Origin of the sequence: Pelagerythrobacter aerophilus, assembly GCF_003581645.1 — a bacterium.
Lineage (GTDB): Bacteria > Pseudomonadota > Alphaproteobacteria > Sphingomonadales > Sphingomonadaceae > Pelagerythrobacter > Pelagerythrobacter aerophilus.
Map to the genome: position 1 here is coordinate 617,317 of NZ_QXFK01000019.1, position 21,507 is coordinate 638,823.

The following is a 21,507-nucleotide window of genomic DNA, read 5'->3' on the forward strand; positions in this document are numbered from 1 at the left end:
ATGTATCATAGCGCAAGCGCAAATCGGCAAAGGCCTTGCGATTTGCGGAACGCAGACGCATCAGGCGGCTCCATGGTCTCCAGGACGAACTTCGGCGGGGGCACAGCCGTGCTGACGCCCGCCACAGCCCGCCCCGCCGCTCTCGCCCGCTGGCTGTGGGTCGTCGCCTGGATGGTCGTGGCGATGATCGTGGTCGGGGGCATCACCCGTCTGACCGAATCGGGTCTGTCGATTACAGAATGGAAGCCGGTGACGGGTGCGATCCCGCCGCTGACCGACGCGCAGTGGCAGGCCGAGTTCGAAGGCTATCGGCAGATCGGTGAGTACCAGCAGATCACCGGCCCCGCCGGAATGACGCTGGCGGATTACAAGTTCATCTACTTCTGGGAATGGACGCACCGTCTGCTCGGCCGCTTGATCGGACTCGCCTTCGCCGTTCCGCTCGCCTGGTACTGGATTCGCGGTGCGATCCCCAGCGGATACAAGCCGCGGCTGCTCGCGCTGCTCGCGCTCGGCGGCCTGCAGGGGGTATTCGGCTGGTTCATGGTGCGATCGGGCCTGTCGAGCGAGGTGACCGACGTCAGCCATTTCTGGCTGTCGATTCATCTGCTCACCGCGCTGTTCACTCTCGCCGGCCTCGCATGGACAGCCTTCGATCTTCGCCGGCTCGCGCAGATCCCCGGCGCGCGCCCGGCCCGGCTCGGCGGAGTGGCGCTCGTCGCTGCGCTGATCCTGTTCGTCCAGCTCCTGCTCGGCGCATGGGTCGCCGGACTCAACGCCGGGCTCGCATCCGATACCTGGCCGCTGATGCAGGGCCGGCTGGTGCCGGAGTTCGACAGCTCCCAAGGTCTGTTCTGGGCGATGACCCACGACCCATTCCTGATCCACTTCCTCCATCGTTGGTGGGCCTGGGTGGCCGTGGCGGCGCTGATCGTGCTTGCGCGCAAGGTCCGCCCACTCGAGCGGCGCGCGGCGATCGCGATCCACGCGGCATTCGGCACGCAGATCATCCTCGGCATCATGACAGTGTGGACCGGCGTCTCGCTGTGGGTAGCGACCGCGCACCAGCTCGTCGGCGCCCTTCTGGTGATTGCCTTGACCTGGGGTGCGCACGTTCTGGGACGGCGGCCGTGAGCGCGCTCGTCTGGTGCCCCTGCCCGGACGAGGAAACGGCCAAATCGCTTGCCCGCACTCTGGTAGAAGAGAAGCTCGCCGGCTGCGGAAACGTCGTTGGGCCGATGCAATCGGTCTTCTGCTGGCAAGGCAAAGTCGACGAGGCCCGCGAGTTCGGGCTCCTGCTGAAGACCGACGCGCGCCTGCTGGAGCAAGCCGTCGCCCGGCTCGAACAGGCGCACCCCTACGACGAGCCGGCCGTGCTCGGCTGGCGCTGCGACGCGGCGGGCGAAGCGACGCAGGCCTGGCTTGCGGCTTTGGCCGGACCAGGCACATGACGATGCTTCTCGGCTGCCGAAGCGCCTTGGCCGCGCTGGCGCTCGCGATCGGGATGGCGGCCAGCGGAGTCCCTGTCTGCGCCGAGGTCGCCGAAGCGGCGAGATTCGCGGCGCCCAGCGAGCCGATGCAGCTCACGCGGGTGCTCGAGCGCGAGCTCGGAGATGGCGCCAAAATTACGGTCGCGCGCACTTGGCGCGTGCGCTTTGTCGCGCATGCGGACGGATATACGGTGGAGGGCGAGCAGATCGCGGTCGAGGTCGACGTACCTCCGCGTCTTGCGGCACTGGCCGAGGTCGAGCGGAAGAATCCTCATGCGGGCCCGTTTCCGATCGCGCTGGACAAGGCCGGGCTGATCGTCGGCGAAGGCGGGGCGGACGCTGCGCCCATCCCCGGGCTCGAGGAGGCAGCGAAGAAGTATCTCGAAGGCGCGCCGCCGGATCGCCAGGCCGAAGCGATGCGGTATGTCCGTGCGGTGCAGCAGGCCGGCGCCGAGATGACCAGCCGATGGCCGGAAGACCTGTTCTATCCGGTCGCCGTGCCGCGCCGTGACGAGCGGATGCTGCCCCTGCCCGGCAGCGGATCGGGCACGATCGACGTCAGCTTCGACGGCGTTCTCGCGTCCGACCGGCACCGCCTGGCCACGGCGGTGCGGCGGATCGAAACGACCGTGAACGGCAGCACGCGCGCGTCGCAGGAAACGTGGCGACTGGAACCGCTGCAGTAGCGCGGTATTATTTTACCTCCTCCCAGAGCCCCGGATTTACTTGACTTTCGGGCAGTCGAACGACAAATGCGCCGCTCCCGCGCCCGCTCTCATGCGGATTCGCGGTGAGAGACATTTCGAAGGAATTGAAGCCATGAAGGCGCTCCACAAGAGCACCCGGTCGATCAAGCCGGCCGAGGTCGAGAAGAAGTGGCACCTGATCGATGCCGAGGGTCTGGTCGTCGGCCGCCTCGCGACGATCGTCGCCAGCATCCTGCGCGGCAAGCACAAGCCGAGCTATACCCCCCACGTCGACTGCGGCGATCACGTGATCGTGATCAATGCCGACAAGGTGCGGTTCACCGGCAACAAGCTGGGCGACAAGAAGTACTACAAGCACACCGGCTATGCCGGCGGGATCAAGGAAACGACCCCGGCCAAGGTGCTCGAAGGCCGCTTCCCCGAGCGCGTGCTCGAAAAGGCGGTCGAACGCATGATTCCGCGCGGCCCGCTCGGCCGTCAGCAGATGAAGGCGCTGCACCTCTATGCCGGCACCGAGCACCCGCACGACGGGCAGCAGCCCGAAGCGCTCGACGTCGCCTCCATGAACCGCAAGAACAAGGTTACCGCCTGATGGCTGACGACAAGAACACTGTGTCCGATCTGTCGGACCTCAAGAACATCGCTGGCGACGCCCCCGAGAGCGACGCGGTGACGATCGCCGAGAGCACCGCCCCGCTGCGCGAGCAGGAGCTCGACCAGCAAGGCCGCGCCTATGCCACCGGACGCCGCAAGGACGCGGTCGCCCGTGTGTGGATCAAGCCGGGCAAGGGCAAGATCACCATCAACGGCCGCGACCAGGAAACCTACTTCGCACGGCCGACGCTGCGCCTGATCATCAACCAGCCCTTCGCGATCACCGATCGCGCGGAGCAGTTCGATGTCGTCGCCACCGTCAAGGGCGGTGGGCTTTCGGGCCAGGCCGGCGCGGTGAAGCACGGCATCTCGCAGGCGCTCGCCAAGTACGAGCCCGCGCTGCGCGCCACGGTCAAGGCCGCGGGCTTCCTCACCCGCGACAGCCGCGTGGTCGAACGCAAGAAGTACGGCCGCGCCAAGGCCCGCCGCAGCTTCCAGTTCTCGAAGCGCTAAGGCTTCCGCACACCGGACAAACGGAAGGGCGGTCCCGCAAGGGGCCGCCCTTTTTCGTGCCGACCAGCCGGCTCCTTCCGGCGACCTCACACCGCATTGTGGATGACGGGCGCCGTTGCATGTCCCCGGCAATCATCATTCTGTCACGCAACCGCCACACGCGTGTAATGCCCTGCCCCTAGCGGCCCCTCCAACAAGGTTCAGGAGGGCAACGGGAATGTTAAGCCGCAAACGTTATCTGCTTTCATCCGCCAGCGCAGTGCTGGCGGCCACGATCGCCAACCCCGCATTCGCCGGCGACCTCGTCGGCAGCGTCTATGATGCGAGCAAGACGATCGCCCTGCAGGCCGCGCAAGTACGGCTGGTAGAGCTCGATCGCGTCGCGACAACCGAGCGCGACGGCAGCTTCCTCTTCTCCGACGTCCCGGCGGGCGAATACACGCTCGAAGTCAACTATGTCGGCGCGCCGAGCGTGCGCCAGAGCGTGAACGTTCCGGCGGACGGCTATGTCCGCACCGACGTGCTGATCGGCGGTGACGACGCGCGCGAGATCCTGGTCGTCGGCCAGAGCGCCAATCTCGCAAGCGCACTTTCCCGCAAGCGCGGAAACGACGGCGTGAGCGACGTGCTGACGCGTGACGCGATCGGCCAGTTTCCCGACCAGAACGTCGCCGAATCGCTGCGCCGTCTGCCCGGGGTCAATGTGCTCAACGACCAGGGCGAGGGCCGCTTCGTGTCGGTCCGCGGGCTCGATCCCGAGCTCAACGCGACCTCGCTCAACGGCGTGCGCCTGCCCGCCCCGGAATCGGACGTCCGCTCGGTCGCGCTCGACGTGATATCGAGCGACATCATCGAATCGATCGAGATCAAGAAATCGCTGACGCCCGACATGGACGCGGACACCATCGGCGCTTCGATCGAGATCGAGACCACCAGCGCCTTCGACCGCCGCAAGGACCTGCTCACCGCCAAGATCGAGGGCAGCTACAACGACTACGCCGATCATGTCTCGCCCAAGGGCAGCGTCGATTTCGCCACCAAGCTGAGCGACAACTTCGGCATCTCGGGCGGCGCATCGTACTACAAGCGCAAGTTCGAGACGGACAATGTCGAAGCCGACGGCTGGGATGATGACGACGGCCTGATCTTCCCCGAGGAGGTCAACTATCGCGACTACAACGTCGAGCGCGAACGCATCAGCGCCAACCTCAATTTCGATGTCCGCCTGAGCGATACGACCGCGCTCTATCTGCGCGGGATCTACAGCCAGTTCGACGACCAGGAATACCGGCGCGAGACCAGCTTCAAGCTGGAGGATGCCGGCGAGACTTCGGGGAGCGGCGCCAGCGTCGACTTTTCCGACGAGGACGGCGAAATCCAGCTCCAGCGCTCGATCAAGGACCGCTTCGAAACGCAGAAGATCCGGTCGGTCGTCCTCGGCGGCGAAACCGATACGGGAACCTGGAAAGCAAGCTACTCCGCCAGTTGGGCCAAGAGCTCCGAACGCGAGAACGGCTCGGTCGATCCGGCCAACTTCGAGCAGAGCTTCGAGGACACGGGTCTGGTCACCACCTTCGACTTCTCCGATCCACGCATCCCGCTCTATACGGTCAGCGGACCAACGGACGATTTCTATAACCCGCAGAAGTACTCGCTCGACGACATTACCGTCACCGCACTGTCTGATTCGGTGGACGAGGAATTCGCCGGCAAGCTCGATATCGGGCGTGAGTTTGCCATGGGCTCGGGGAGCTTCACGGTTCAGGCCGGCGCCAAGGGCCGTTGGCGTGACAAGAGCTACAATCTCGAGGCCGAGTACTGGGAGAACGAAGATCTCACCCTTGCCGACGTGCTCGGCGAACAGAACTATGGCCTCGCGGATATCTCGCCGGTGCCTAACTACGGCGGCGCGCGCGACATCTTCTTCGGCAACAGGGACGACTTCGCCCTCAACGAAGCCAAGACCGCGTTCGATTCCAATGTCGAGGACTACTCGGTCACCGAAGACGTCATGGCCGGCTACCTGCTGGGCCGCTGGGACAGCGCGACGCTGCGCGTGATCGGCGGCGTCCGTTACGAGCATACGAAGAACGATATCACGGGCAACAGCGTTCTGCTGGTCGAGGAGGGCGGCGAACTTCCCGATGGGGAAGAGGCGGAAGAGGACACGGTGATCGTTTCCCCGGTCGCCTATGAGCGCGACTACGGCCACTGGCTGCCGAGCCTCACCATTCGCTATGAGCCTCGATCCGATGTCGTGCTGCGCGCGGCGGGCTATCGCAGCCTGGTTCGCCCCAAGCTCTCCAAGCTCGCCCCGAGTTTCACTGTCGAGGAGAGCGACGATGGCGAACGCGAGGGCGAATTCGGCAACCCCGATCTGCTGCCCTATGAAGCGTGGAACCTCGACGCCTCGGCCGAATGGTACTTCTCCGGCAACGGCGCGATCACGGCGGCGGTGTTCTACAAGGACATCAAGAACTTCATCGTCGATACGGTTCGCGAGGACGGCATCTACCAGGGTATTGTGTTCGACGAAGCGGAAATCCCGATCAATGGCGAGAGCGCCGAGGTATTCGGCGCAGAGTTCTCGATCGCGCAGAAGCTCGATATGCTGCCGTCACCCTTCGACGGGCTGCTGATGCAGGCGAACTACACTTATACCGACGCGACCGGAATGGTGCCGAACGACGGCGATCCCACGGACCTGCGCGAGATCACGCTGCCGGCAACGTCGAAGCATACGGCCAACCTTGCGCTCGGCTACGAGAAAGGCCCGATCAGCCTGCGCCTCGCAGGCACCTATCGCGACTCCTACCTCGACGAGCTCGGCGACGTGGCCGAGGAAGACCGGCTGGTCGACGACCACTTCCAGCTCGATCTGAGCGCCAAGTACCGTGTCAGCGACAACGTTCAGCTGTTCTACGAATGGGTGAACATCAACAACGCCAAGTACTTCGCCTACAACACCTACGGCGGGCGCCGGAATCTCTACCAGTACGAGGAATATGGCTGGACGATGAAATTCGGTGCGCGGGTGAACTTCTGATGCGGCAGGTTTCGAAGCTTGTACCGCTGGCAGCACTGCTCGCCGCCGGCTGCGCAACCGCGCCGATCATGGGCGATCCGGCCGTCGAGGTCGCCGCCTCGGCCGAAACCCGGCCCGTCGGGACCGCAAACGAAGATGCAGCCGACGATCCGGCGATCTGGCGCAATGCGGAAAATCCTGCGGCGAGTCTGATCGTCGCCACCGACAAGAAGGCGGGTCTTTACGTCTACGGCCTCGACGGCGAAGTGCGCGATTTCCTGTCTGGGGGGCTGCTCAACAACGTCGATCTCGTCGAGCTTTCCGATGGCACGGTGCTCGTCGGTGCGAGCGAGCGGACTAATCCGGCGACGGCGAAAGTGGCGCTGTTCACACTCGATCCGGACAGCGGAAAGCTGCGCCGTGCGGCCACAATTGATGTCGGCCCCGGCGAGGGTTACGGCTTCTGCATGGGGCCGGGCCGCGGCGGCGCCGACGTCATGCTCTACTCGCCGGTCAAGGACGGTTCGCTCCATGGGCAGGCCCTGCGCTGGAACGGCGGGGAGCCGGTGGTCGAGACGGTCTTCCGGCACAAGCTCGCAACACAACCCGAAGGGTGCGTGGTCGATCCGCGCGAGGGCACGCTCTACGTCGGCGAGGAAATGGCGGGAATCTGGCGCTTCAGCATGGATGGAACGCCGGGAGAGCTCGTGGCCGCGGTCGACAACGCCATGCTCGTCGCCGATGTCGAGGGCCTCGCCATCGCGCCCGAGGGCGAGAGCGGCGGACTGCTGGTCGCCTCGAGCCAGGGCGACAACGCCTACGCCGTGTTCCGTCTCCCCGGCATGGAGCCGGTCGGCCGCTTCCGCATCACTGCCGGTGCGGTGGGCAGCGCGGAGGAGACCGACGGCATCGATCTTGAGCTGGGCGATTTCGGACCGGAATTTCCCGCAGGGCTTTTCATCGCCCAGGACGGTATGAACGAACCCGCGGCGCAGAACTTCAAACTCGTCCGCTGGGACAGCGTGCTCGAGGCGCTCGGCGAACGCTGAACGCGCGCGGCGGGTTCAGTGCACCGGCGGATCGGTGCGCGGGATCTGCCGTACGGGCGCCACCGGCTCGCCGGGTTCGCGCGGGGGCCGCGCATCCTCGGGCACATCGTCGATCTGCATGTCGCGCGTGCGCACGTCCTCCAGATTGCGCACGCGCACGTGCACGGCGGCGCCGTCCCAGGTCAATTCGTTGAAGCTGGGCGGGGTCGAGCGGGTTCGCTTCGACAGTGTCCCCGCGCCGATCATGCGCACCGGTCCGTTCGGCGTATTCTCGACGATATCGAACGCGTCGTGGACATGCCCGCTCAGCACTGCAAGCACGGGGCGGCGGGCGAGCTCGGCGAGCGCATTGCTCCCGCCGTGGGTCAGCGCCGTACCGGCCGTGCCGACCTCGCGCAGCGGATGGTGGCAGGCGACGAGCGCCTGCACGCCCTCGGGCAGGGCATCGATCGCGGCCAGGCATTTCCGAAGCGCCCGGCGGCTGACCCAGCCTTTCGACCAGTTGAAGCGCGGCTGCGCGCGCACCGCCGTCTTGAGCGGCACGATGGCGAGCCCCGGCAGGTCGATCTCGCGCTCGATCCGATCCTCGATCCCGCGAATGCGCCGATAGGGCTGGAAGAACCGCTCGACGAGATTGAAATAGGGCAGGTCGTGGTTGCCGACTTCCACCGTCACCGGCACGTCGAGCGACTGGATCCAGTGGCAGGCGGCATCGAACTCGCGCGTTCGGGCGCGCATCGTCAGGTCGCCGGTGATCGCCACAGCGTCCGGGCTCTGCTCGGCGATCTCCTGCTTCACCCAGTCGAGCGCGCGGTTGTCCTCGAGCCCGAAGTGAATGTCGCTCAAGTGGAACAGAAGCGTCGTGTCAGCAGCCATTCTCGGTCGCTAGCAGATCGACCTCGCACGCGGCCACGGTGAATTCCTCCTGAGCTTGCCCCTGCGCATGTTCGCCGTCGATCAGGAGACCGATCGGCTCACCGTCGCGGTCGGCCACCCGAAGGCGGTCGATCAGCCCCAGCCGATCGTGCGGCCCCTCGCGGAACTGGCGGCGCAGCAGCGCCCAGCCCTGCTGGAGGAACTCACCCGTGTTCTCGGCATGGTAGGCATCGATCTGCAGGCCCCACTGGCCGGGGGTGATCTCGATCAGCGGATAGCCGTCGTTCTGCCCGAGTCCGGGATCGACGCAGCGCAGCATTGATCCACCGGTGGTTTCCGCGAATGCCTCGCCCGCACTGCCCGCGGCTGCGGCAATGTCGACGTCGCGCAGCGCCTCGCGAACGGCGTACCAGGCGGTACCGGGGCCGGCGAGAAGGCCCGCCAGCGCATCGCCGCGGGCCGTGCGCGCGACCATGGGTCGCACCCGCCGGGCCGCACCAGCACCCGCGCGGGCCACAATCTCCTCCGTCGGGGATTCTCCGTGGAGCCGCTTCGCGAGCAGGTTCATGGTTCCGCCGGGCAACACCAGGATCGCGCCGCTCCAACCGTAAAGACCCGTCACCGCAGCGTTGACCGTTCCGTCACCGGCGTAGACCGCCAGTATGTCGACGCCCGCTGCATCGAGCGCCGCCGCGTCGGGCAGCGGCTCTTCCGGAAAGGCGATGCGCCGTTCGAGTGCAAAGCCGTTGTCGCCGCAGCATGTCTCCAACGCCTCCACGGCGGCCGGGCTGTTGCTGCCACTGGCAGGATTGGCGATCAACCAGATCGGGCGCGCTTCCTTCATGCCCCGATAGCGCCGGAAGCGGCCATGGGTTCCGGCGCTCAGACCCGGCCGCTCAGGATCAGCCAGGCCGACGCCATGTTGAGCACGGTGTAGAGCAGATAGGCCCAGGCCAGCGCCGACCAGCCGTTGGCAACCAGCAGCATTGCCGCGAGCAGCACGAGGAATTCGGTCACCAGCGTGATACGCCCGCCGAGCATGTGCACGAACCACGGCATCCGCCCGAGGAGTGGATGGCCGCTTTCGAGTACCGCCTTGTGCAAGGCGAAATTTCCGATCCCGAGAACGAAGATGAGGATCACGGCCATCGCCGTACCATGCACCAGCGCCGGTCGCTTGCCAAACGCGGTTCGTCGGGCGGTTCGGTGCATCGGTCGGGAGGGCGCATCGCCGGTCGACGGGCGGCGACACGCAGTCGATGAACGCGCGCGAACGCCCGCAGGCAGGCGTATCCATCGATCTTGCGAGAGGGCCTTCTACCCCCGACGGGCCCCTCGCAAGATGGAGGACACGAACCATGAAACGCCACCTTGCCACTCTGACCGCCGCCGCCGTTCTCGGCGCGGCTGCCACCCCGGCTGTCGCGGAAAGCCTGTCCATTCCCTACAAGGATCTGAACCTCGCCTCGGCCGAAGGGCAGAAGACGCTCGACCTCCGCATCGAGAGCGCAGTCCGCGACTTCTGCGGAATGAACCAGACGAGCACCGGCACGCGCATCGTCTCAGGCGAAGCCCGGCAATGCTACGCGGAGACGAAGAAGCAGGCGCAGAAGCAATTCGCCGCCATCATCGACCGGCACCGGCTAGGCGGCTGAAACACTCCACAGCCGCTGCTCGGCCCGAACCGGTTCAGTCCCCCGGTTCGGGCCGACTTGCGTCCGGGCTGCGGCTAGCGGCCCGCCATCGCCTTGACCTTCGGCAGATAGGTCCGCCCGATCCGCAGGGCGTCGCCGCCTTCGAGCTCGGCCGACCACACCCCCAGCCCATCGTGGCGTAGGCCACGGATACGGTCCTTGCGCAGGATCGTGGACCGGTGAATGCGAATGAACGCAGCCGGATCGAGCCGCTCTTCCAGCCCCGCAATGGTCTGCAGCAGCAGATAGCTGCGATCACCGAGGTGGAGCCGCACATAATCGCGCTCCGCATCGATCCGGTGAACCTGATCGACGTCGACCCGCAGCAGTTCGGAACGATGCGGCACCCACAGCTCCTTCAGCCAGCGGCTTTCACCGCGCGTCGGGCGCGCGCCGCGCGAAACCGCACGCTCGATGGCCCGCGCCAGCCGGTCGTGCGCGACGGGCTTGAGGACGTAGTCGACCGCATCGAGATCAAACGCCTCGACCGCGAAATGATCGTGCGCGGTGACGAAGATCACCGCAGGCCGCGAATCCCGCTCCGCCAGCTTGCGTGCGACCGCGAGCCCGTCGACCTCGGGCATCGTCATGTCGAGCAGCACCAGGTCGGGCGTCAGCGCCTCGATCAGCCGCAGCGCGGCCGCCCCGTCGCTGGCCGTGCCGACCACGGCCAGTTGCGGCAGCTTGGCGCAGATGACCTGCATGCGTTCGACGGCGAGCGGCTCGTCATCGACGATCAGAGTGCGCAGCGGTTCGGTTTCGTTGTCGTCAGCCATGATTCACCAGCGGGATGCGGATTTCGGTGAGATAACCGCCGTCGACCGGGCCGGAAGTGACCGTCGCCTCGTTGCCGAAGCGGGCCTGCAGGCGGTCGCGGACATTGGCGAGACCGATGCCGAAACCGGAGTCGCAGGCGTGGGAGGCGCCGGGTCCGTTGTCCTCGACGGTGATCGCCAGCCGGCCGTAGTCCTCGCGCGCGGCGATGCGGATCGTCACAGGCGCCTTGTGCGGGGCGACGGCATACTTGACCGAGTTCTCGACCAGCGGCTGCAGGATCATGCCCGGCACGCGCGCTTCGGCGAGATCATCGGGCAGGTCGAACACGGCCGAGAGCCGATCGGGGAAGCGGACCGCTTCGATCGCGAGATACTGGCGCTGGAGCTCGAATTCGTCGGTCAGCGCAACGTCGCCGGTCGGATCGTCGGCGAGACTGTGGCGGTAGAACGTCGAGATCGTCTGGATCATCGTCTCGGCCCGTTCGGCCTTGCCGGTCATGACCAGGGCGGACAGCGAGTTCAGCGTGTTGAACAGGAAGTGCGGATTGACTTGGTAACGCAGCGAGCGAAGTTCGGCCGCCTTGGCGGCGCTGCGGAAGCGCTCCTCCCGCCGCTCCGCCGCCCGCGCCTGCGCACCGGCAAGCATCGCGAAATAGAGCGACGCCCAGGCGAGCAGGAGGAAATAGCGGCCCAGTGCGATGTCGACGACCTGCAGCCACTGGTCGACCTTCGACGGAGCGGGAGCGATCATGACGGTGGTAGGCGTTCCTGCGGCCACCTCGTCGCTCACACCCAGCCCGGTCAGGTCGTGAAACCGTTCGGGCGGGATGTCGACGAGCAGGTTTCCTGCCTCGTCGCGGCGGATATTTATCCCACGCTCTTCGCCGAAGTTCTTCTCCACCTGACGTTGAATGTCGGCGAAGATCCACTGGTTGGTCTGCGCGATCGGGATCGAGATCGGGATCGCGACCAGCACCGCGGCGAGGATCTTCACCCATAAGGCGCGATCGTCGAACAGGCGCAGAATGGCCCATAGCAGCACCGTCATGCCAATGCCGACCAATGTGACCACGCCGCGGCGCCAGAGCATCTCCCCCTGAGGCTCGAAGCCAACGACGCTAGCGCGCACGGTGGTTAGCAGGAAATAGCACAGCCACAGCCCGGCCATGGAGGCGAGGACGGTGACGACGGGCACTCGGGTGCGGTCTTCGGAGGATATCTGTCGAGCCATGATCCGGGCTTTCGCTCTAGCCGCGATCGGTCCCGTCCGGCCAGCGCGGTCGTCGGAACGCTTGTGCGCTTCGTCGAACAGCCGTCACGCGCCCTCGAGCAGTCCTTCGCGTGCGATCCGCTCCTTCCACTGCGCGGGCGCGAGCGTATGGACGTTGTTGCCCTGCGCATCGACCGCGACCGTCACCGGCATGTCCTCCACGGTGAACTCGTAGATCGCCTCCATGCCGAGATCCTCGAACGCGACGACCTTCGCTTCCTTGATCGCCCGCGCGACGAGATAGGCCGCGCCGCCTGTCGCCATCAGGTAGGCGACCTTGAAGCGGCTGATCACCTGGACGGCATCGTGCCCGCGCTCGGCCTTGCCGATCATCGCCAGGAGGCCGAGGTCGAGCATCATCTCGGTGAACTTGTCCATCCGCGTCGCGGTGGTCGGACCTGCCGGACCCACGACTTCGCCGAGGACCGGATCGACCGGGCCAACGTAGTAGATCGCGCGACCGCGGAAATCGACCGGGAGCTCCTCGCCCTTCGCCAGCATGTCCTGGATGCGCTTGTGCGCCGCATCGCGCCCCGTGAGCATCTTTCCGGACAGCAGCAGCCGGTCGCCGTGCTGCCAGCTCTCGACTTCTTCCTTGGTCAGTGTGTCGAGATTCACACGCCGGGCGGCCGCGTCGGGCTTCCAGTGAACGTCCGGCCATTCGTCGAGCTTCGGCGGCTCGAGATACGTCGGCCCGGAGCCGTCGAGCACGAAATGCGCGTGGCGCGTCGCCGCGCAGTTCGGGATCATCGCCACCGGCTTGCCCGCCGCGTGACACGGCGCATCGTAGATCTTGACATCGAGCACCGTCGACAGCCCGCCGAGCCCCTGCGCGCCGACGCCTTGCGCGTTGACCGCATCGTAGATCTCGATCCGCAGCCGCTCGATATCGCTCTGCGGCCCGCGCGCCTTGAGCTGCGCCATGTCGATCGGCTCCATCAGGCTCTGCTTGGCGAGCTTGACGCAGTGCTCGGCCGTTCCGCCGATGCCGATCCCGAGCATGCCCGGCGGGCACCAGCCGGCGCCCATCGAAGGTATCTGCTCGAGCACCCAGGCGACGATGTTGTCGCTCGGATTCATCATCTTGAACTTCGACTTGTTCTCGCTCCCGCCGCCCTTGGCCGCAACGTCGATCTCGACCTTGTCGCCCGGCACCATCTCGACCGAGAGCACGCAGGGCGTGTTGTCGCGCGTGTTGCGGCGGGTGAACGCCGGATCGGCAAGGATCGAGGCGCGCAGCTTGTTGTCGGGATGGGTGTAGGCCCGCCGCACCCCCTCGTCGACGACGTCCTGCAGGCTCCTGGCCGAATCGAGACGGCAATCCTGGCCCCATTTGATGAAGACGTTGACGATCCCCGTATCTTGACAGATCGGCCGGTGCCCCTCGGCGCACATGCGGCTGTTGGTCAGGATCTGCGCAATTGCGTCCTTCGCCGCCGGTCCCTGCTCCGCTTCGTAAGCAGCGCCGAGCGCCCGGATATAGTCCATCGGATGGTAGTAGGAGATGTACTGGAGCGCGTCCGCCACGCTCTCGATCAGGTCCCCCTCGCGGATCGTTACGAGGGGCCGCCCATCAAAGTCGCTCATCGAAGCCAGGTTCCTTCCTATCGATTGGCGAATCCCATAGGCGCGGGCGGTGCCTAGCGTCAAAGCGCTTGGCCGGGCGGGGCGATACGCCTAAAGCCATGCCCGATTGACCAACTGTATTAAGCGTGTAATACAGCGCGCCGAGGCCCACATGACACTTGCCGAAACCCGCACTCTCCCAACCAGCGCCCATCAGGCCGACTTCGCCGCCGCTCGCCGCGCGATGATCGACAGCCAGCTCCGCACGAGCGGCGTCAACGACGCGGGCGTGCTCCGGCAAATGGCGTCCGTGGCGCGCGAGGCACACGTTCCGGACAGCGCGCGCGGGGTCGCCTATATGGACCGCGGTATCGCGTTCGACGACGGCGGGCACATCGCCGCGCCGGTGTTTTACGGGATGGCGTTGCAGGAAGCGCGCCCCGAACCGAGCGACGAGGTTCTCGTGGTCGATGGCGGCAGTGGCTATCTGCCGGCGCTGCTCGAGCCGCTCGTCAAGTCGGTCAAGGTGATCACGCCCGAACAGGCGCTGGGTTCGCTGCGCGGCACGTTCTCGCTGATCCTGGTCGACGGCGCCGTCGAGCAGTTTCCCGACACGCTGACCCGGCGCCTGGCCGATGACGGACGAGTGGTGGCCGGCCTTGTCGAGGACGGCGTGACCCGGCTCGCAGCCGGACGCCCGGCAAGCGGCACGATCGGGTGGCTCCGCCTGGTCGAGATGGGCATTCCGCGCTTGAGGCAGTTCGACGCGCCGAAACGATGGAGCTTCTGAGAATGAAGAGGAGGGGGGCGAAGCTGGCTCTGCTGGCGGGAGCGGCGCTCGTTGCCGCGCCTGCGAATGCCGATACGCTGCGCGAGGCGCTGGTCGATGCCTATCGCGGCAATCCGACCCTCCAGTCGGCGCGGGCGCAGCAGCGCGCGACCGACGAGAACGTCCCCATCGAAAAGTCCGCCGGACGCCCCGACATCGGCGCGACCGGGCGATACACCGAATATCTCAAGCAAAGCTCGACCAGCTTCGCGGCTCCCGAACGCGTCGTGACTCTTGGCGTCGAACTCGGAGTGCCGATCTATTCGGGCGGCGCGGTGAAGAATGCGGTTCGCGCAGCCGAGCAGCGGGTCCAGGCCGGCCAAGCCGATCTGCGCGGCACCGAATCCACGGTCTTCAGCCAGGTCGTCGCCGCCTATATGGATGTGATCCGCAACGAGGCGATCGTTGGGCTGGCGGCCAATCAGGTCGACGTGCTGTCGACCAACCTGCAGGCAACCAGCGACCGGTTCGAGATCGGCGATCTGACGCGCACCGACGTGGCGCAATCCGAAGCGCGCCTGGCCGTCGCACAAAGTGACCTGCGGGCGGCACAGGCGAACCTGATCACCGCACGCGAGGATTATATCGCGCTCGTCGGTCAGGCGCCGACCGATCTGCAGCCGCCCCCGCCGCTGCCGGGCCTCCCGAGCACCCCGGACGAAGCCGTGGCCGTGGCGCTGGAGAACAATCCCGATCTCATCGCGGCGCGCGAACGCGCCGAAGCTGCCGGATACGACATCGAGGTCGCCGGCGCAGGCCGTTTGCCGCGCGTTTCCCTGTTCACCGGCTACACCTACGACAACTACCTCGGCACGATCGGGGGCGCGGTCGTCGACGATCCGACGGTTCCCCGCGACGACGTCTCGCAAACGTCGTCGGGCGCGCAGGCGGGTGTCTCGATTTCGATCCCGATCTTCCAGGGCGGGCGCCCGGCCGCGCTGCAGCGGCAGGCGCAGGCACGCGCCTCGGCCGCGCTGGAGGACATCATCGCAGCCGAGCGCGACGTGATCGCGCAGGTCCGCGCTGCCTATTCGAGCTGGCAGGCCTCGCTCGCGATCATCGAAAGCTCGCAATCCGCCGTCTCGGCCGCCGAGCTGAGCCTCGAAGGCGTTCGCGCGGAGAATTCGATCGGCAATCGCACAATCCTCGACGTGCTCAATGCCGAGCAGGAACTGCTGAACGCTCAGGTCGAACTCGTGACCGCGCGGCGCAACGCCTATGTCGCCGGGTTCAGCCTGCTCGCCGCCATGGGCCGCGCCGAAGCGCGCGATCTGGGGCTCGATAGCGAGGGGCTGCTCTACGACCCGCAGCTCAATTTCGAGCGGGTCGAAGGCAAGTGGTTCGACTGGGATCGCGATCCCGATCCGGTACCGCAATCGACGAGAACCGTTGACATCCCCGCTCAGGATGCGGAGATTCCCCGCAGTGAATCGCAGCCCGTCTCGACCGACTGAGCGGGCGGAACCCGGGGTACTCGGCAACATGCGTCAGCAGGGCGAAGCGTCCGTCGAGGAAATCCTCGAATCGATCAAGAAGGTGATCGCGCGCGATAATCGCACGATCGCGACCGAAACGCGCCGCCGGCGCGAGGAAGACGGCGTGGGAGGTCACGGCGCCGCGGACGATCGGGACACCGAAGAAGTGCTCGACCTCGGCACGGCCGAATTCGTCGAGCAAGCGGACGACGACGGCGACGAGAGTTCACCGTTGACGACCGACGCGGTTCGCGATTCGTTACGCGAGAATCTCGCCGCGCTCGCGATGCTGGCCGAGCCGAGCGCACCGCCGCAAATCGTCCGTTCGGGCGAGACCTCGCTCGAGGGGCTGGTTCGCGACATGCTGCGCCCGATGCTGGCGGAATGGCTGGACCAGAAGCTGCCGGAAATGGTCGAAAGGCTGGTGAAGGCCGAGATCGCCCGGATCGCCGGCAAGCGCGTCTGACGCACGCGGCCTAAACCGCTTCCCCCATGCGCGCCGAGCCGCTAGTCCGTGGCGCATGATCAGAAGAACGGGTTTCGCAATCTCGCTCGCCGCGCTGGCCTTCGCCGCGCCTTCCCTCGCCCAGGATACGGCGCCGATGACGGCGCAGGATCTCGTGACCATGCCGCGCCTCGGCGCCCCGGTCGCGTCGTCCGACGGCCGTTTGGCGATCTACACCGTCGCTTCGACCGATCCCGAAAGCTACGCCCGGACGACGACGCTCTATCTGCGCGATCTCGCGGCGCCCCAGGCGACGGCGGTCGCGCTCGATCTGGGCGGCAGCGCGAGCAGCCCTGCCTTCGGCGCCGATGGGGCGCTCTACTTCCTCTCCGACCGCGGCGCCGGCGGCACGACCCAGGTGTGGCGCGCCCCGCTGGACGCGAGCGGCACCACCGGCAGCCCCGTTCAGGTGACCAATGTCGCCACTGACGTGGCCGGGTTCGAACTCTCGCCCGATGGCCGCAAGATCGCGCTGTTCGGCGACGTGGCACGCGATTGCCCGACCTTCGGCTGCGAAGGCGACGGCACCGCACATCTTCCCGGGCCGGGCGACGGCCTGCTCTACAGTTCGGAAGACGGCTTCGTCCGCCACTGGGATGCCTGGGAAACGCCGGGTACGTTCGGCCGTGTGTTCGCCTTCGACCTGGTCGGCGGGAAGGCCGCCGGCGCCGGTATTCCGCTCGACGGTCCGGCCGGGGAGGGCGCGCTGGTGGGCGACACCCCGACCAAGCCGTTCGGCGGCGGTGAGGAAATCGCCTGGGCGCCCGACGGATCGGGCGTGTTCTTCGCCGCGCGGCGATCGAACGCGGACGAACCGACGTCGACCAACGTCGACATCTGGTGGAACGACCTGACGGGCAGTGCGCCGGTCAATCTCACTGACGCCAACGAGGCGACCGACACGCTGCCGGCACCCTCGCCCGACGGCAAATGGCTCGCCTACGCTGCAATGGCGCGCCCCGGCTATGAGGCCGACCGGCTGGTGATCCACCTGCGCAATCTCGCGACGGGCGAAACCCGCGCGCTGACCGAGAGCTTCGACCGCTCGTTCGGTTCGCTCGCCTGGACGCCCGACTCGCGCTGGATCGTCGCCACCGCGCAGGATGTTCTCGACACGCCCGCCTTCCGCATCGACCCGGCGACCGGCGAGGTCGAAGAGCTCGACCTCATGGCCGGCAACGAGGCGCACATCGGCAATGTCGTGCCGCTTTCCGGCGAGCGCCTGCTCTTCACCCGCGATTCGATCGGCGCGCCGCCCGAGCTGTTCCTGTCGCAGGGCTGGCAGCAGGCCGCGCCTCTGACCGAAGTGGCCGGGCGCCATCTCGGCCGGCTGGCGCCGATCGTGACCCGCCGCTTCAGCTTTGCCGGCGCGAACGGCGATACGGTATGGGGCCAGATCACGAAGCTCGACGGGCAGGACGGCCCGATGCCCGCGATCCTCTACGTTCATGGCGGGCCGCAGGGCTCGTTCAACGACGCATGGTCCTCGCGCTGGAACCCGCGCGTAGTCGCCAGTCAGGGTTATGCGGTGATCTCGGTCGATTTCCACGGGTCGACCGGCTACGGTCAGGCCTTCACCGACGCCATCAACCGCGACTGGGGCGGCAAGCCGCTCGAGGACCTGCAGAAGGGCCTCGCCGCCGCACTCACGCTCGATCCGCAGATCGACGGCACGCGCGCCTGCGCCATGGGTGCCAGCTACGGCGGATACATGATGAACTGGATCGCCGGACGCTGGCCCGACCGGTTCGACTGCCTGGTGCAGCATGACGGCCTGTTCGACATGCGCAGCTTCTACTACGCGACCGAGGAACTGTGGTTTCCCCGCTGGGACTTCGGCGGCTCCTATGCCGAGAACCCCGAGCTCTACGAGAAGTGGAACCCGGTCCACCACGTCGGCAACTGGAAGACACCGATGCTCGTGGTGACCGGGCAGAAGGACTTCCGCGTGCCTTACACCCAGGCGCTGGGCGCCTTCACCGCCCTGCACCAGCAGGACGTGCCGGCGCAGCTGCTCGTCTTCCCGGAGGAGAACCACTGGGTGCTCGATCCGAAGAACTCGCTGCAGTGGCACGAGACGGTCTTCGCCTGGCTCGACCGCTGGCTCGGGAAGGAATGAGCGCGGCGAAGGATCTCGCCAAGGCGCGGGTGGCGCTGGCCAAGATCGGCGGCGAGACGATCGAGCGCCATATCTTCCTCTGCGCGATGTCGGAGAAGCAGAAGTGCTGCCGCCGCGAGGAGGGCGAGCGGGCCTGGAAATATCTCAAGAAGCGGCTGAAGGAACTCGGCCTCGCCGGGCCGAAGCGGGCGGACGGCTCGGGCGGCGTACAGCGGACCAAGGCCGATTGCCTGCAGATCTGCGAGGCCGGGCCGATCGCGCTCGTCTGGCCCGACCGGGTCTGGTATCATTCGTGCAGCGAGCCGGTGCTCGAACGGATCATCCAGCAGCACCTGATCGGCGGCGAGCCGGTGGAAGAATTCCGCCTGCGAGATCCCCAGGATAGCTAACGCTAGGCCGGCGTTCCCCAGGGCGTGCATTCGGGGTCGAGACCGACGAGATTCCGCCTGAGCGCGGCGCGCGCCAGCCGCTCCACTTCCACCTTGCGGCGGGCGGCAGCGAGCGGCTGCGAGGGTGCGGGGCGCACGATCTCCGCGTCGTAGCCGTCGGCGACGATCACGCCGCAGCAGTCCGGCCGGTAGTCGGCACCCTCCAGCGGACCGCGATCGAGCCCCACGGGCAGCCCCCAGTAGAAGCGGTCGCAGAAGTCGAGATAATCGGGCCACTTGCCATCGCCGAGCAGGTCGGCGCGGCTGACCTTGATCTCGACGATCACGATCCGCCCTTTTACGTCGATTCCCATCAGGTCCGCCCTGCGGCCATTGCGCAGCGGCATTTCGGACAGGCACCAGACGTCGTTGCGAGCGAAGAGCCGGCAGATGCCGCGCGCGACATCCGCAGCGGTCGCACTTGCAACGGCGGGGACGGCAGCGGGCTGGGAGTTCAGGGCGTGACTCATATGCGCTGCCTGGAACAAACGGCGAACTCGGTCAACCCGTTTGCGGCGGGTGCACGCGGATCAGGCGCTGCGGCGCGGCCCCATGATCCCTGCCTCGGGCGCGAGCGCGAGCAATGCGTCGCGCGCGGCGCGGTATTCCTCCCATAGCGTGAGCGCGGCGCCGCTCGCGTCATTGCCGCGCGCCTTTACCGCAAGCAGCGCGGAGAGACCCGGCTGGAGCATCGCACGCAGATCGGCCATGCCATCGCGCGCCAGTTCGAGCCGCCAACCGCCCGCATCCCGGATCGCAGCGACAAAACCGCGCTCGGCCGTGCAGGGCTTCTCCGCCGCAACCCCGGCCAGCATCGCGACGGCCGCGCCCGCATCGAGCATGGCCGACCACTGCGCGCTCAGCGACGCTTCGCCGCGCAGCTCGCGCTGGGTTTGATCGGGAGGAAACGGCGCATTCATACGGCCCGCCTAGCACCCGCGCACTTGCCAAATCGCTAATGTCGCATCCGCGCACCGCCGGACCGGCAAATTCGTCTGGCAAGCGGCCGTGCCCTTTGCTAAGCGCCGCGCTCGCTCACGCACCCGTAGCTCAGCTGGATAGAGCGCTGCCCTCCGAAGGCAGAGGTCACAGGTTCGAATCCTGTCGGGTGCGCCAGCTTTCATCCCAGCAGAGAACGCCGACAGGCAGTCGTTGGCTTGACGCCGTGTGACGCGCGGGCATCGCACATGCGTTCCAGCCCGCTTGCAATCGAGGCTCGGGCGGCACGAATAACTGTAGCTTTCGGATGCGATCAACTTAGCCCACGGGGCGCGGCACGCCTTTCCGGCCGAGCGCGCAGCTCAGATCCTTATCCCAGCCGGCGAGCCCTGCCGCAGCGTCGAAGGTCGATGTCAGAAATTCCAGCAACGCCTGGCGTGGGTCCGGGGCGGAACGGACTGCTTCGTACGGCAGAACGAATTCCCCCAGGTTCTGGTCGAACCGTACCGCCTCCGGCCTGACAGGCTGGTCGGCGAACCCGCCCGGAGTCGGGTAGGCGTAGGAATAGAAGCACGGTTCATCGATCCCGCCACCGCCGGGCCAGAAACCTGCAGAACTGACTTCGTGGCTGTAGGCCTCCCGGGTAACAGCGTCGGGCAGATTGGGGATGCCGCCGGGATGTAACGGGGCGGGCCTGCCCGAGAAACGCGTCACCGCAAGATCGAAGCTTCCCCAGAACAGATGCACCGGACTGACCTTGCCGAGAAATCCGGTGCGGAATTCGTTGAACACCGCGTCGATCCGCACCAGCGCGCGATGGAAGCGAGAGATGGCATCGGCATCCCATGGCCGCTCCGCGGTATCCTTGGTGAACGGCGTCACATCGGGCAATTCGTTAGGACAGCCGTCGTATTCGGGCGAGCCGCCGAGCGTCGCGATCGTTTCCTTGAACCTGCTGTCGAACGCAGCGATCGACATCGGTTCGAGCGGGAACCCGTCGCTTTTGCCGGTCGAGCACGACGCCATCAGGCGCTGGCGCTGGAGGTCGAACTGGACGGTGATGCCCGGACCGTCGGGGATCAGCCCGGTCGTAAGGCCGTCGGCATTGACGTAGAGCGTCGCGTGCCACGAGTGGTTGACCCAGGGTGTGTGGGCCAAGCGATACTTGCCGACAATCTGCGTTTGCAGGTGCAAGGCGGCGCAACTGTCCTTCCATGGTTCGAACGGAACGGCCGGCCAGTCGGTATTATCGCTCATCCAATTCTCCGTGATCTCTCTCGGGTTGGCTCTGCGCCCACTCTTCCATCGCCTGCAAGACAGGCTCGAGACTGCGGCCGCGGTCGGTGAGCGAGTAGTCGACACGGGGCGGAATCTCGCCGTAGTCCTTGCGCTGGACCAGCCCGTCCGCCTCCATCTCCTTCAGCGTCTTCGACAACGTGCGATGGGTGATCGCACCGAGCCGCCGCTGCAGCTCGTTGAAGCGCAGCGGCCCCTCCCTGAGCCAGAAGATCACCATGGGGCGCCATTTGCCCGAGAGGAAATCGAGCGTCCGTTCTGCCGGGCAGTGCCAGCCTTCCGCTGCGGTTGCGGACCGGTTCATAGCAGTATCCTTTGGGATCGTACTTGCTGACATGTCAGCACATACATATGTT

Annotated in this window: 23 protein-coding genes and 1 tRNA gene; 14 read left to right on the forward strand and 10 right to left on the reverse strand. The window is 66.6% G+C overall.

Features of this window, described 5'->3' with window-relative positions; all coding sequences use genetic code 11:
- Window positions 1–72 precede the first annotated feature (72 nt).
- The 7 genes from D2V04_RS16795 to D2V04_RS16825 all read left to right on the forward strand — a co-directional run bounded on the left by D2V04_RS16795 (window position 73) and on the right by D2V04_RS16825 (window position 7,378).
- Window positions 73–1,134 (forward strand): COX15/CtaA family protein, encoded by a 1,062-nt coding sequence (locus D2V04_RS16795; RefSeq protein WP_182849801.1) that lies wholly within the window; start codon window positions 73–75, stop codon window positions 1,132–1,134.
- Window positions 1,131–1,451: a divalent-cation tolerance protein CutA gene (gene cutA / locus D2V04_RS16800; RefSeq protein ID WP_119514837.1), complete on the forward strand. Its 321-nt coding sequence runs from the start codon at window positions 1,131–1,133 to the stop codon at window positions 1,449–1,451. The genes D2V04_RS16795 and cutA overlap by 4 nt, the downstream gene beginning before the upstream one ends.
- Window positions 1,448–2,176, forward strand: coding sequence for a hypothetical protein (locus tag D2V04_RS16805; protein WP_119514838.1), 729 nt, complete (start codon window positions 1,448–1,450; stop codon window positions 2,174–2,176). Before cutA ends, D2V04_RS16805 begins: the two co-directional genes overlap by 4 nt.
- A gap of 133 nt (window positions 2,177–2,309) precedes the next feature.
- The gene (gene rplM / locus D2V04_RS16810; RefSeq protein ID WP_119514839.1) at window positions 2,310–2,789 is read left to right on the forward strand and encodes a 50S ribosomal protein L13; all 480 of its coding nucleotides are present in this window, start codon (window positions 2,310–2,312) and stop codon (window positions 2,787–2,789) included.
- Window positions 2,789–3,304 carry a 30S ribosomal protein S9 gene (gene rpsI, locus D2V04_RS16815; RefSeq protein WP_119514840.1) on the forward strand — a complete coding sequence of 172 codons (516 nt, stop codon included), beginning with the start codon at window positions 2,789–2,791 and terminating at the stop codon, window positions 3,302–3,304. The genes rplM and rpsI overlap by 1 nt, the downstream gene beginning before the upstream one ends.
- Window positions 3,305–3,521: 217 nt before the next feature.
- Complete coding sequence (locus D2V04_RS16820; RefSeq protein WP_119514841.1) at window positions 3,522–6,350, forward strand: TonB-dependent receptor; 2,829 nt, start codon at window positions 3,522–3,524, stop codon at window positions 6,348–6,350.
- A complete protein-coding gene (locus tag D2V04_RS16825; protein ID WP_119514842.1) occupies window positions 6,350–7,378 on the forward strand; it encodes a phytase in 1,029 nt (342 codons plus the stop codon). Before D2V04_RS16820 ends, D2V04_RS16825 begins: the two co-directional genes overlap by 1 nt.
- Window positions 7,379–7,393: 15 nt before the next feature.
- Here the strand turns inward: D2V04_RS16825 and D2V04_RS16830 are convergent, their stop codons facing one another.
- Genes D2V04_RS16830 through D2V04_RS16840 form a run of 3 tightly spaced genes read right to left on the reverse strand, consistent with a single transcriptional unit; the run spans window position 7,394 to window position 9,403 of the window.
- Window positions 7,394–8,254 (reverse strand): metallophosphoesterase family protein, encoded by an 861-nt coding sequence (locus tag D2V04_RS16830; RefSeq protein WP_119514843.1) that lies wholly within the window; start codon window positions 8,252–8,254, stop codon window positions 7,394–7,396.
- Window positions 8,244–9,098 carry a diacylglycerol kinase family protein gene (locus D2V04_RS16835; RefSeq protein ID WP_119514844.1) on the reverse strand — a complete coding sequence of 285 codons (855 nt, stop codon included), beginning with the start codon at window positions 9,096–9,098 and terminating at the stop codon, window positions 8,244–8,246. Before D2V04_RS16835 ends, D2V04_RS16830 begins: the two co-directional genes overlap by 11 nt.
- Window positions 9,099–9,136: 38 nt before the next feature.
- Window positions 9,137–9,403 carry a hypothetical protein gene (locus D2V04_RS16840; protein ID WP_119514845.1) on the reverse strand — a complete coding sequence of 89 codons (267 nt, stop codon included), beginning with the start codon at window positions 9,401–9,403 and terminating at the stop codon, window positions 9,137–9,139.
- A gap of 209 nt (window positions 9,404–9,612) precedes the next feature.
- Between D2V04_RS16840 and D2V04_RS16845 the strand changes: the two genes are divergently transcribed.
- Window positions 9,613–9,909 carry a UrcA family protein gene (locus tag D2V04_RS16845; protein ID WP_182849802.1) on the forward strand — a complete coding sequence of 99 codons (297 nt, stop codon included), beginning with the start codon at window positions 9,613–9,615 and terminating at the stop codon, window positions 9,907–9,909.
- Window positions 9,910–9,983: 74 nt separating this feature from the next.
- On the opposite strand, the gene D2V04_RS16850 is transcribed toward D2V04_RS16845, so the two are convergent.
- The 3 genes from D2V04_RS16850 to D2V04_RS16860 all read right to left on the reverse strand — a co-directional run bounded on the left by D2V04_RS16850 (window position 9,984) and on the right by D2V04_RS16860 (window position 13,581).
- Entirely contained in the window at window positions 9,984–10,724 is a 741-nt protein-coding gene (locus D2V04_RS16850; RefSeq protein WP_119514847.1) for a LytR/AlgR family response regulator transcription factor, read from the reverse strand.
- Window positions 10,717–11,955: a sensor histidine kinase gene (locus D2V04_RS16855; RefSeq protein ID WP_119514848.1), complete on the reverse strand. Its 1,239-nt coding sequence runs from the start codon at window positions 11,953–11,955 to the stop codon at window positions 10,717–10,719. The genes D2V04_RS16850 and D2V04_RS16855 overlap by 8 nt, the downstream gene beginning before the upstream one ends.
- A gap of 84 nt (window positions 11,956–12,039) precedes the next feature.
- Window positions 12,040–13,581 carry a fumarate hydratase gene (locus D2V04_RS16860; protein ID WP_119514849.1) on the reverse strand — a complete coding sequence of 514 codons (1,542 nt, stop codon included), beginning with the start codon at window positions 13,579–13,581 and terminating at the stop codon, window positions 12,040–12,042.
- A 151-nt stretch (window positions 13,582–13,732) separates the two neighbouring features.
- Here D2V04_RS16860 and D2V04_RS16865 point away from each other — a divergent pair, with 151 nt between their 5' ends.
- From D2V04_RS16865 to D2V04_RS16885, 5 genes are read left to right on the forward strand one after another with little or no spacing between them, the layout of a single operon-like run.
- Complete coding sequence (locus D2V04_RS16865; protein WP_119514850.1) at window positions 13,733–14,350, forward strand: protein-L-isoaspartate O-methyltransferase family protein; 618 nt, start codon at window positions 13,733–13,735, stop codon at window positions 14,348–14,350.
- A gap of 2 nt (window positions 14,351–14,352) precedes the next feature.
- A complete protein-coding gene (locus D2V04_RS16870; protein WP_119514938.1) occupies window positions 14,353–15,843 on the forward strand; it encodes a TolC family outer membrane protein in 1,491 nt (496 codons plus the stop codon).
- 28 nt (window positions 15,844–15,871) lie between these two features.
- On the forward strand, window positions 15,872–16,330 hold the full coding sequence (locus D2V04_RS16875) for a DUF2497 domain-containing protein (protein WP_119514851.1): 459 nt from the start codon (window positions 15,872–15,874) through the stop codon (window positions 16,328–16,330).
- Window positions 16,331–16,385: 55 nt separating this feature from the next.
- On the forward strand, window positions 16,386–18,488 hold the full coding sequence (locus D2V04_RS16880) for a S9 family peptidase (protein ID WP_228766500.1): 2,103 nt from the start codon (window positions 16,386–16,388) through the stop codon (window positions 18,486–18,488).
- A complete protein-coding gene (locus D2V04_RS16885; protein WP_119514852.1) occupies window positions 18,485–18,877 on the forward strand; it encodes a (2Fe-2S) ferredoxin domain-containing protein in 393 nt (130 codons plus the stop codon). The genes D2V04_RS16880 and D2V04_RS16885 overlap by 4 nt, the downstream gene beginning before the upstream one ends.
- 2 nt (window positions 18,878–18,879) lie before the next feature.
- Here the strand turns inward: D2V04_RS16885 and D2V04_RS16890 are convergent, their stop codons facing one another.
- Both D2V04_RS16890 and D2V04_RS16895 read right to left on the reverse strand, forming a co-directional pair.
- Window positions 18,880–19,386: an MmcB family DNA repair protein gene (locus D2V04_RS16890; RefSeq protein WP_119514853.1), complete on the reverse strand. Its 507-nt coding sequence runs from the start codon at window positions 19,384–19,386 to the stop codon at window positions 18,880–18,882.
- 60 nt (window positions 19,387–19,446) lie between these two features.
- A complete protein-coding gene (locus D2V04_RS16895) occupies window positions 19,447–19,836 on the reverse strand; it encodes a hypothetical protein (RefSeq protein WP_228766501.1) in 390 nt (129 codons plus the stop codon).
- Between the two features lie 119 nt (window positions 19,837–19,955).
- Between D2V04_RS16895 and D2V04_RS16900 the strand changes: the two genes are divergently transcribed.
- Window positions 19,956–20,032, forward strand: a tRNA-Arg gene (locus D2V04_RS16900).
- 141 nt (window positions 20,033–20,173) lie between these two features.
- On the opposite strand, the gene D2V04_RS16905 is transcribed toward D2V04_RS16900, so the two are convergent.
- Entirely contained in the window at window positions 20,174–21,112 is a 939-nt protein-coding gene (locus D2V04_RS16905; RefSeq protein ID WP_119514854.1) for a DUF5996 family protein, read from the reverse strand.
- Complete coding sequence (locus D2V04_RS16910; RefSeq protein ID WP_119514855.1) at window positions 21,102–21,455, reverse strand: winged helix-turn-helix transcriptional regulator; 354 nt, start codon at window positions 21,453–21,455, stop codon at window positions 21,102–21,104. Before D2V04_RS16910 ends, D2V04_RS16905 begins: the two co-directional genes overlap by 11 nt.
- Between the last annotated feature and the right edge of the window lie 52 nt (window positions 21,456–21,507).

Bases quoted from the DNA above. Each gene is read 5' to 3' on its own strand.
- D2V04_RS16795 (WP_182849801.1), top strand. From the start codon at position 73: ATGGTCTCCAGGACGAACTTCGGCGGGGGCACAGCCGTGCTGACGCCC.
- D2V04_RS16805 (WP_119514838.1), top strand. From the start codon at position 1,448: ATGACGATGCTTCTCGGCTGCCGAAGCGCCTTGGCCGCGCTGGCGCTC.
- rplM (WP_119514839.1), top strand. From the start codon at position 2,310: ATGAAGGCGCTCCACAAGAGCACCCGGTCGATCAAGCCGGCCGAGGTC.
- rpsI (WP_119514840.1), top strand. From the start codon at position 2,789: ATGGCTGACGACAAGAACACTGTGTCCGATCTGTCGGACCTCAAGAAC.
- D2V04_RS16820 (WP_119514841.1), top strand. From the start codon at position 3,522: ATGTTAAGCCGCAAACGTTATCTGCTTTCATCCGCCAGCGCAGTGCTG.
- D2V04_RS16825 (WP_119514842.1), top strand. From the start codon at position 6,350: ATGCGGCAGGTTTCGAAGCTTGTACCGCTGGCAGCACTGCTCGCCGCC.
- D2V04_RS16830 (WP_119514843.1), bottom strand. From the start codon at position 8,254: ATGGCTGCTGACACGACGCTTCTGTTCCACTTGAGCGACATTCACTTC.
- D2V04_RS16835 (WP_119514844.1), bottom strand. From the start codon at position 9,098: ATGAAGGAAGCGCGCCCGATCTGGTTGATCGCCAATCCTGCCAGTGGC.
- D2V04_RS16840 (WP_119514845.1), bottom strand. From the start codon at position 9,403: ATGGCCGTGATCCTCATCTTCGTTCTCGGGATCGGAAATTTCGCCTTG.
- D2V04_RS16845 (WP_182849802.1), top strand. From the start codon at position 9,613: ATGAAACGCCACCTTGCCACTCTGACCGCCGCCGCCGTTCTCGGCGCG.
- D2V04_RS16850 (WP_119514847.1), bottom strand. From the start codon at position 10,724: ATGGCTGACGACAACGAAACCGAACCGCTGCGCACTCTGATCGTCGAT.
- D2V04_RS16855 (WP_119514848.1), bottom strand. From the start codon at position 11,955: ATGGCTCGACAGATATCCTCCGAAGACCGCACCCGAGTGCCCGTCGTC.
- D2V04_RS16860 (WP_119514849.1), bottom strand. From the start codon at position 13,581: ATGAGCGACTTTGATGGGCGGCCCCTCGTAACGATCCGCGAGGGGGAC.
- D2V04_RS16865 (WP_119514850.1), top strand. From the start codon at position 13,733: ATGACACTTGCCGAAACCCGCACTCTCCCAACCAGCGCCCATCAGGCC.
- D2V04_RS16870 (WP_119514938.1), top strand. From the start codon at position 14,353: ATGAAGAGGAGGGGGGCGAAGCTGGCTCTGCTGGCGGGAGCGGCGCTC.
- D2V04_RS16875 (WP_119514851.1), top strand. From the start codon at position 15,872: ATGCGTCAGCAGGGCGAAGCGTCCGTCGAGGAAATCCTCGAATCGATC.
- D2V04_RS16880 (WP_228766500.1), top strand. From the start codon at position 16,386: ATGATCAGAAGAACGGGTTTCGCAATCTCGCTCGCCGCGCTGGCCTTC.
- D2V04_RS16885 (WP_119514852.1), top strand. From the start codon at position 18,485: ATGAGCGCGGCGAAGGATCTCGCCAAGGCGCGGGTGGCGCTGGCCAAG.
- D2V04_RS16890 (WP_119514853.1), bottom strand. From the start codon at position 19,386: ATGAGTCACGCCCTGAACTCCCAGCCCGCTGCCGTCCCCGCCGTTGCA.
- D2V04_RS16895 (WP_228766501.1), bottom strand. From the start codon at position 19,836: ATGAATGCGCCGTTTCCTCCCGATCAAACCCAGCGCGAGCTGCGCGGC.
- D2V04_RS16905 (WP_119514854.1), bottom strand. From the start codon at position 21,112: ATGAGCGATAATACCGACTGGCCGGCCGTTCCGTTCGAACCATGGAAG.
- D2V04_RS16910 (WP_119514855.1), bottom strand. From the start codon at position 21,455: ATGAACCGGTCCGCAACCGCAGCGGAAGGCTGGCACTGCCCGGCAGAA.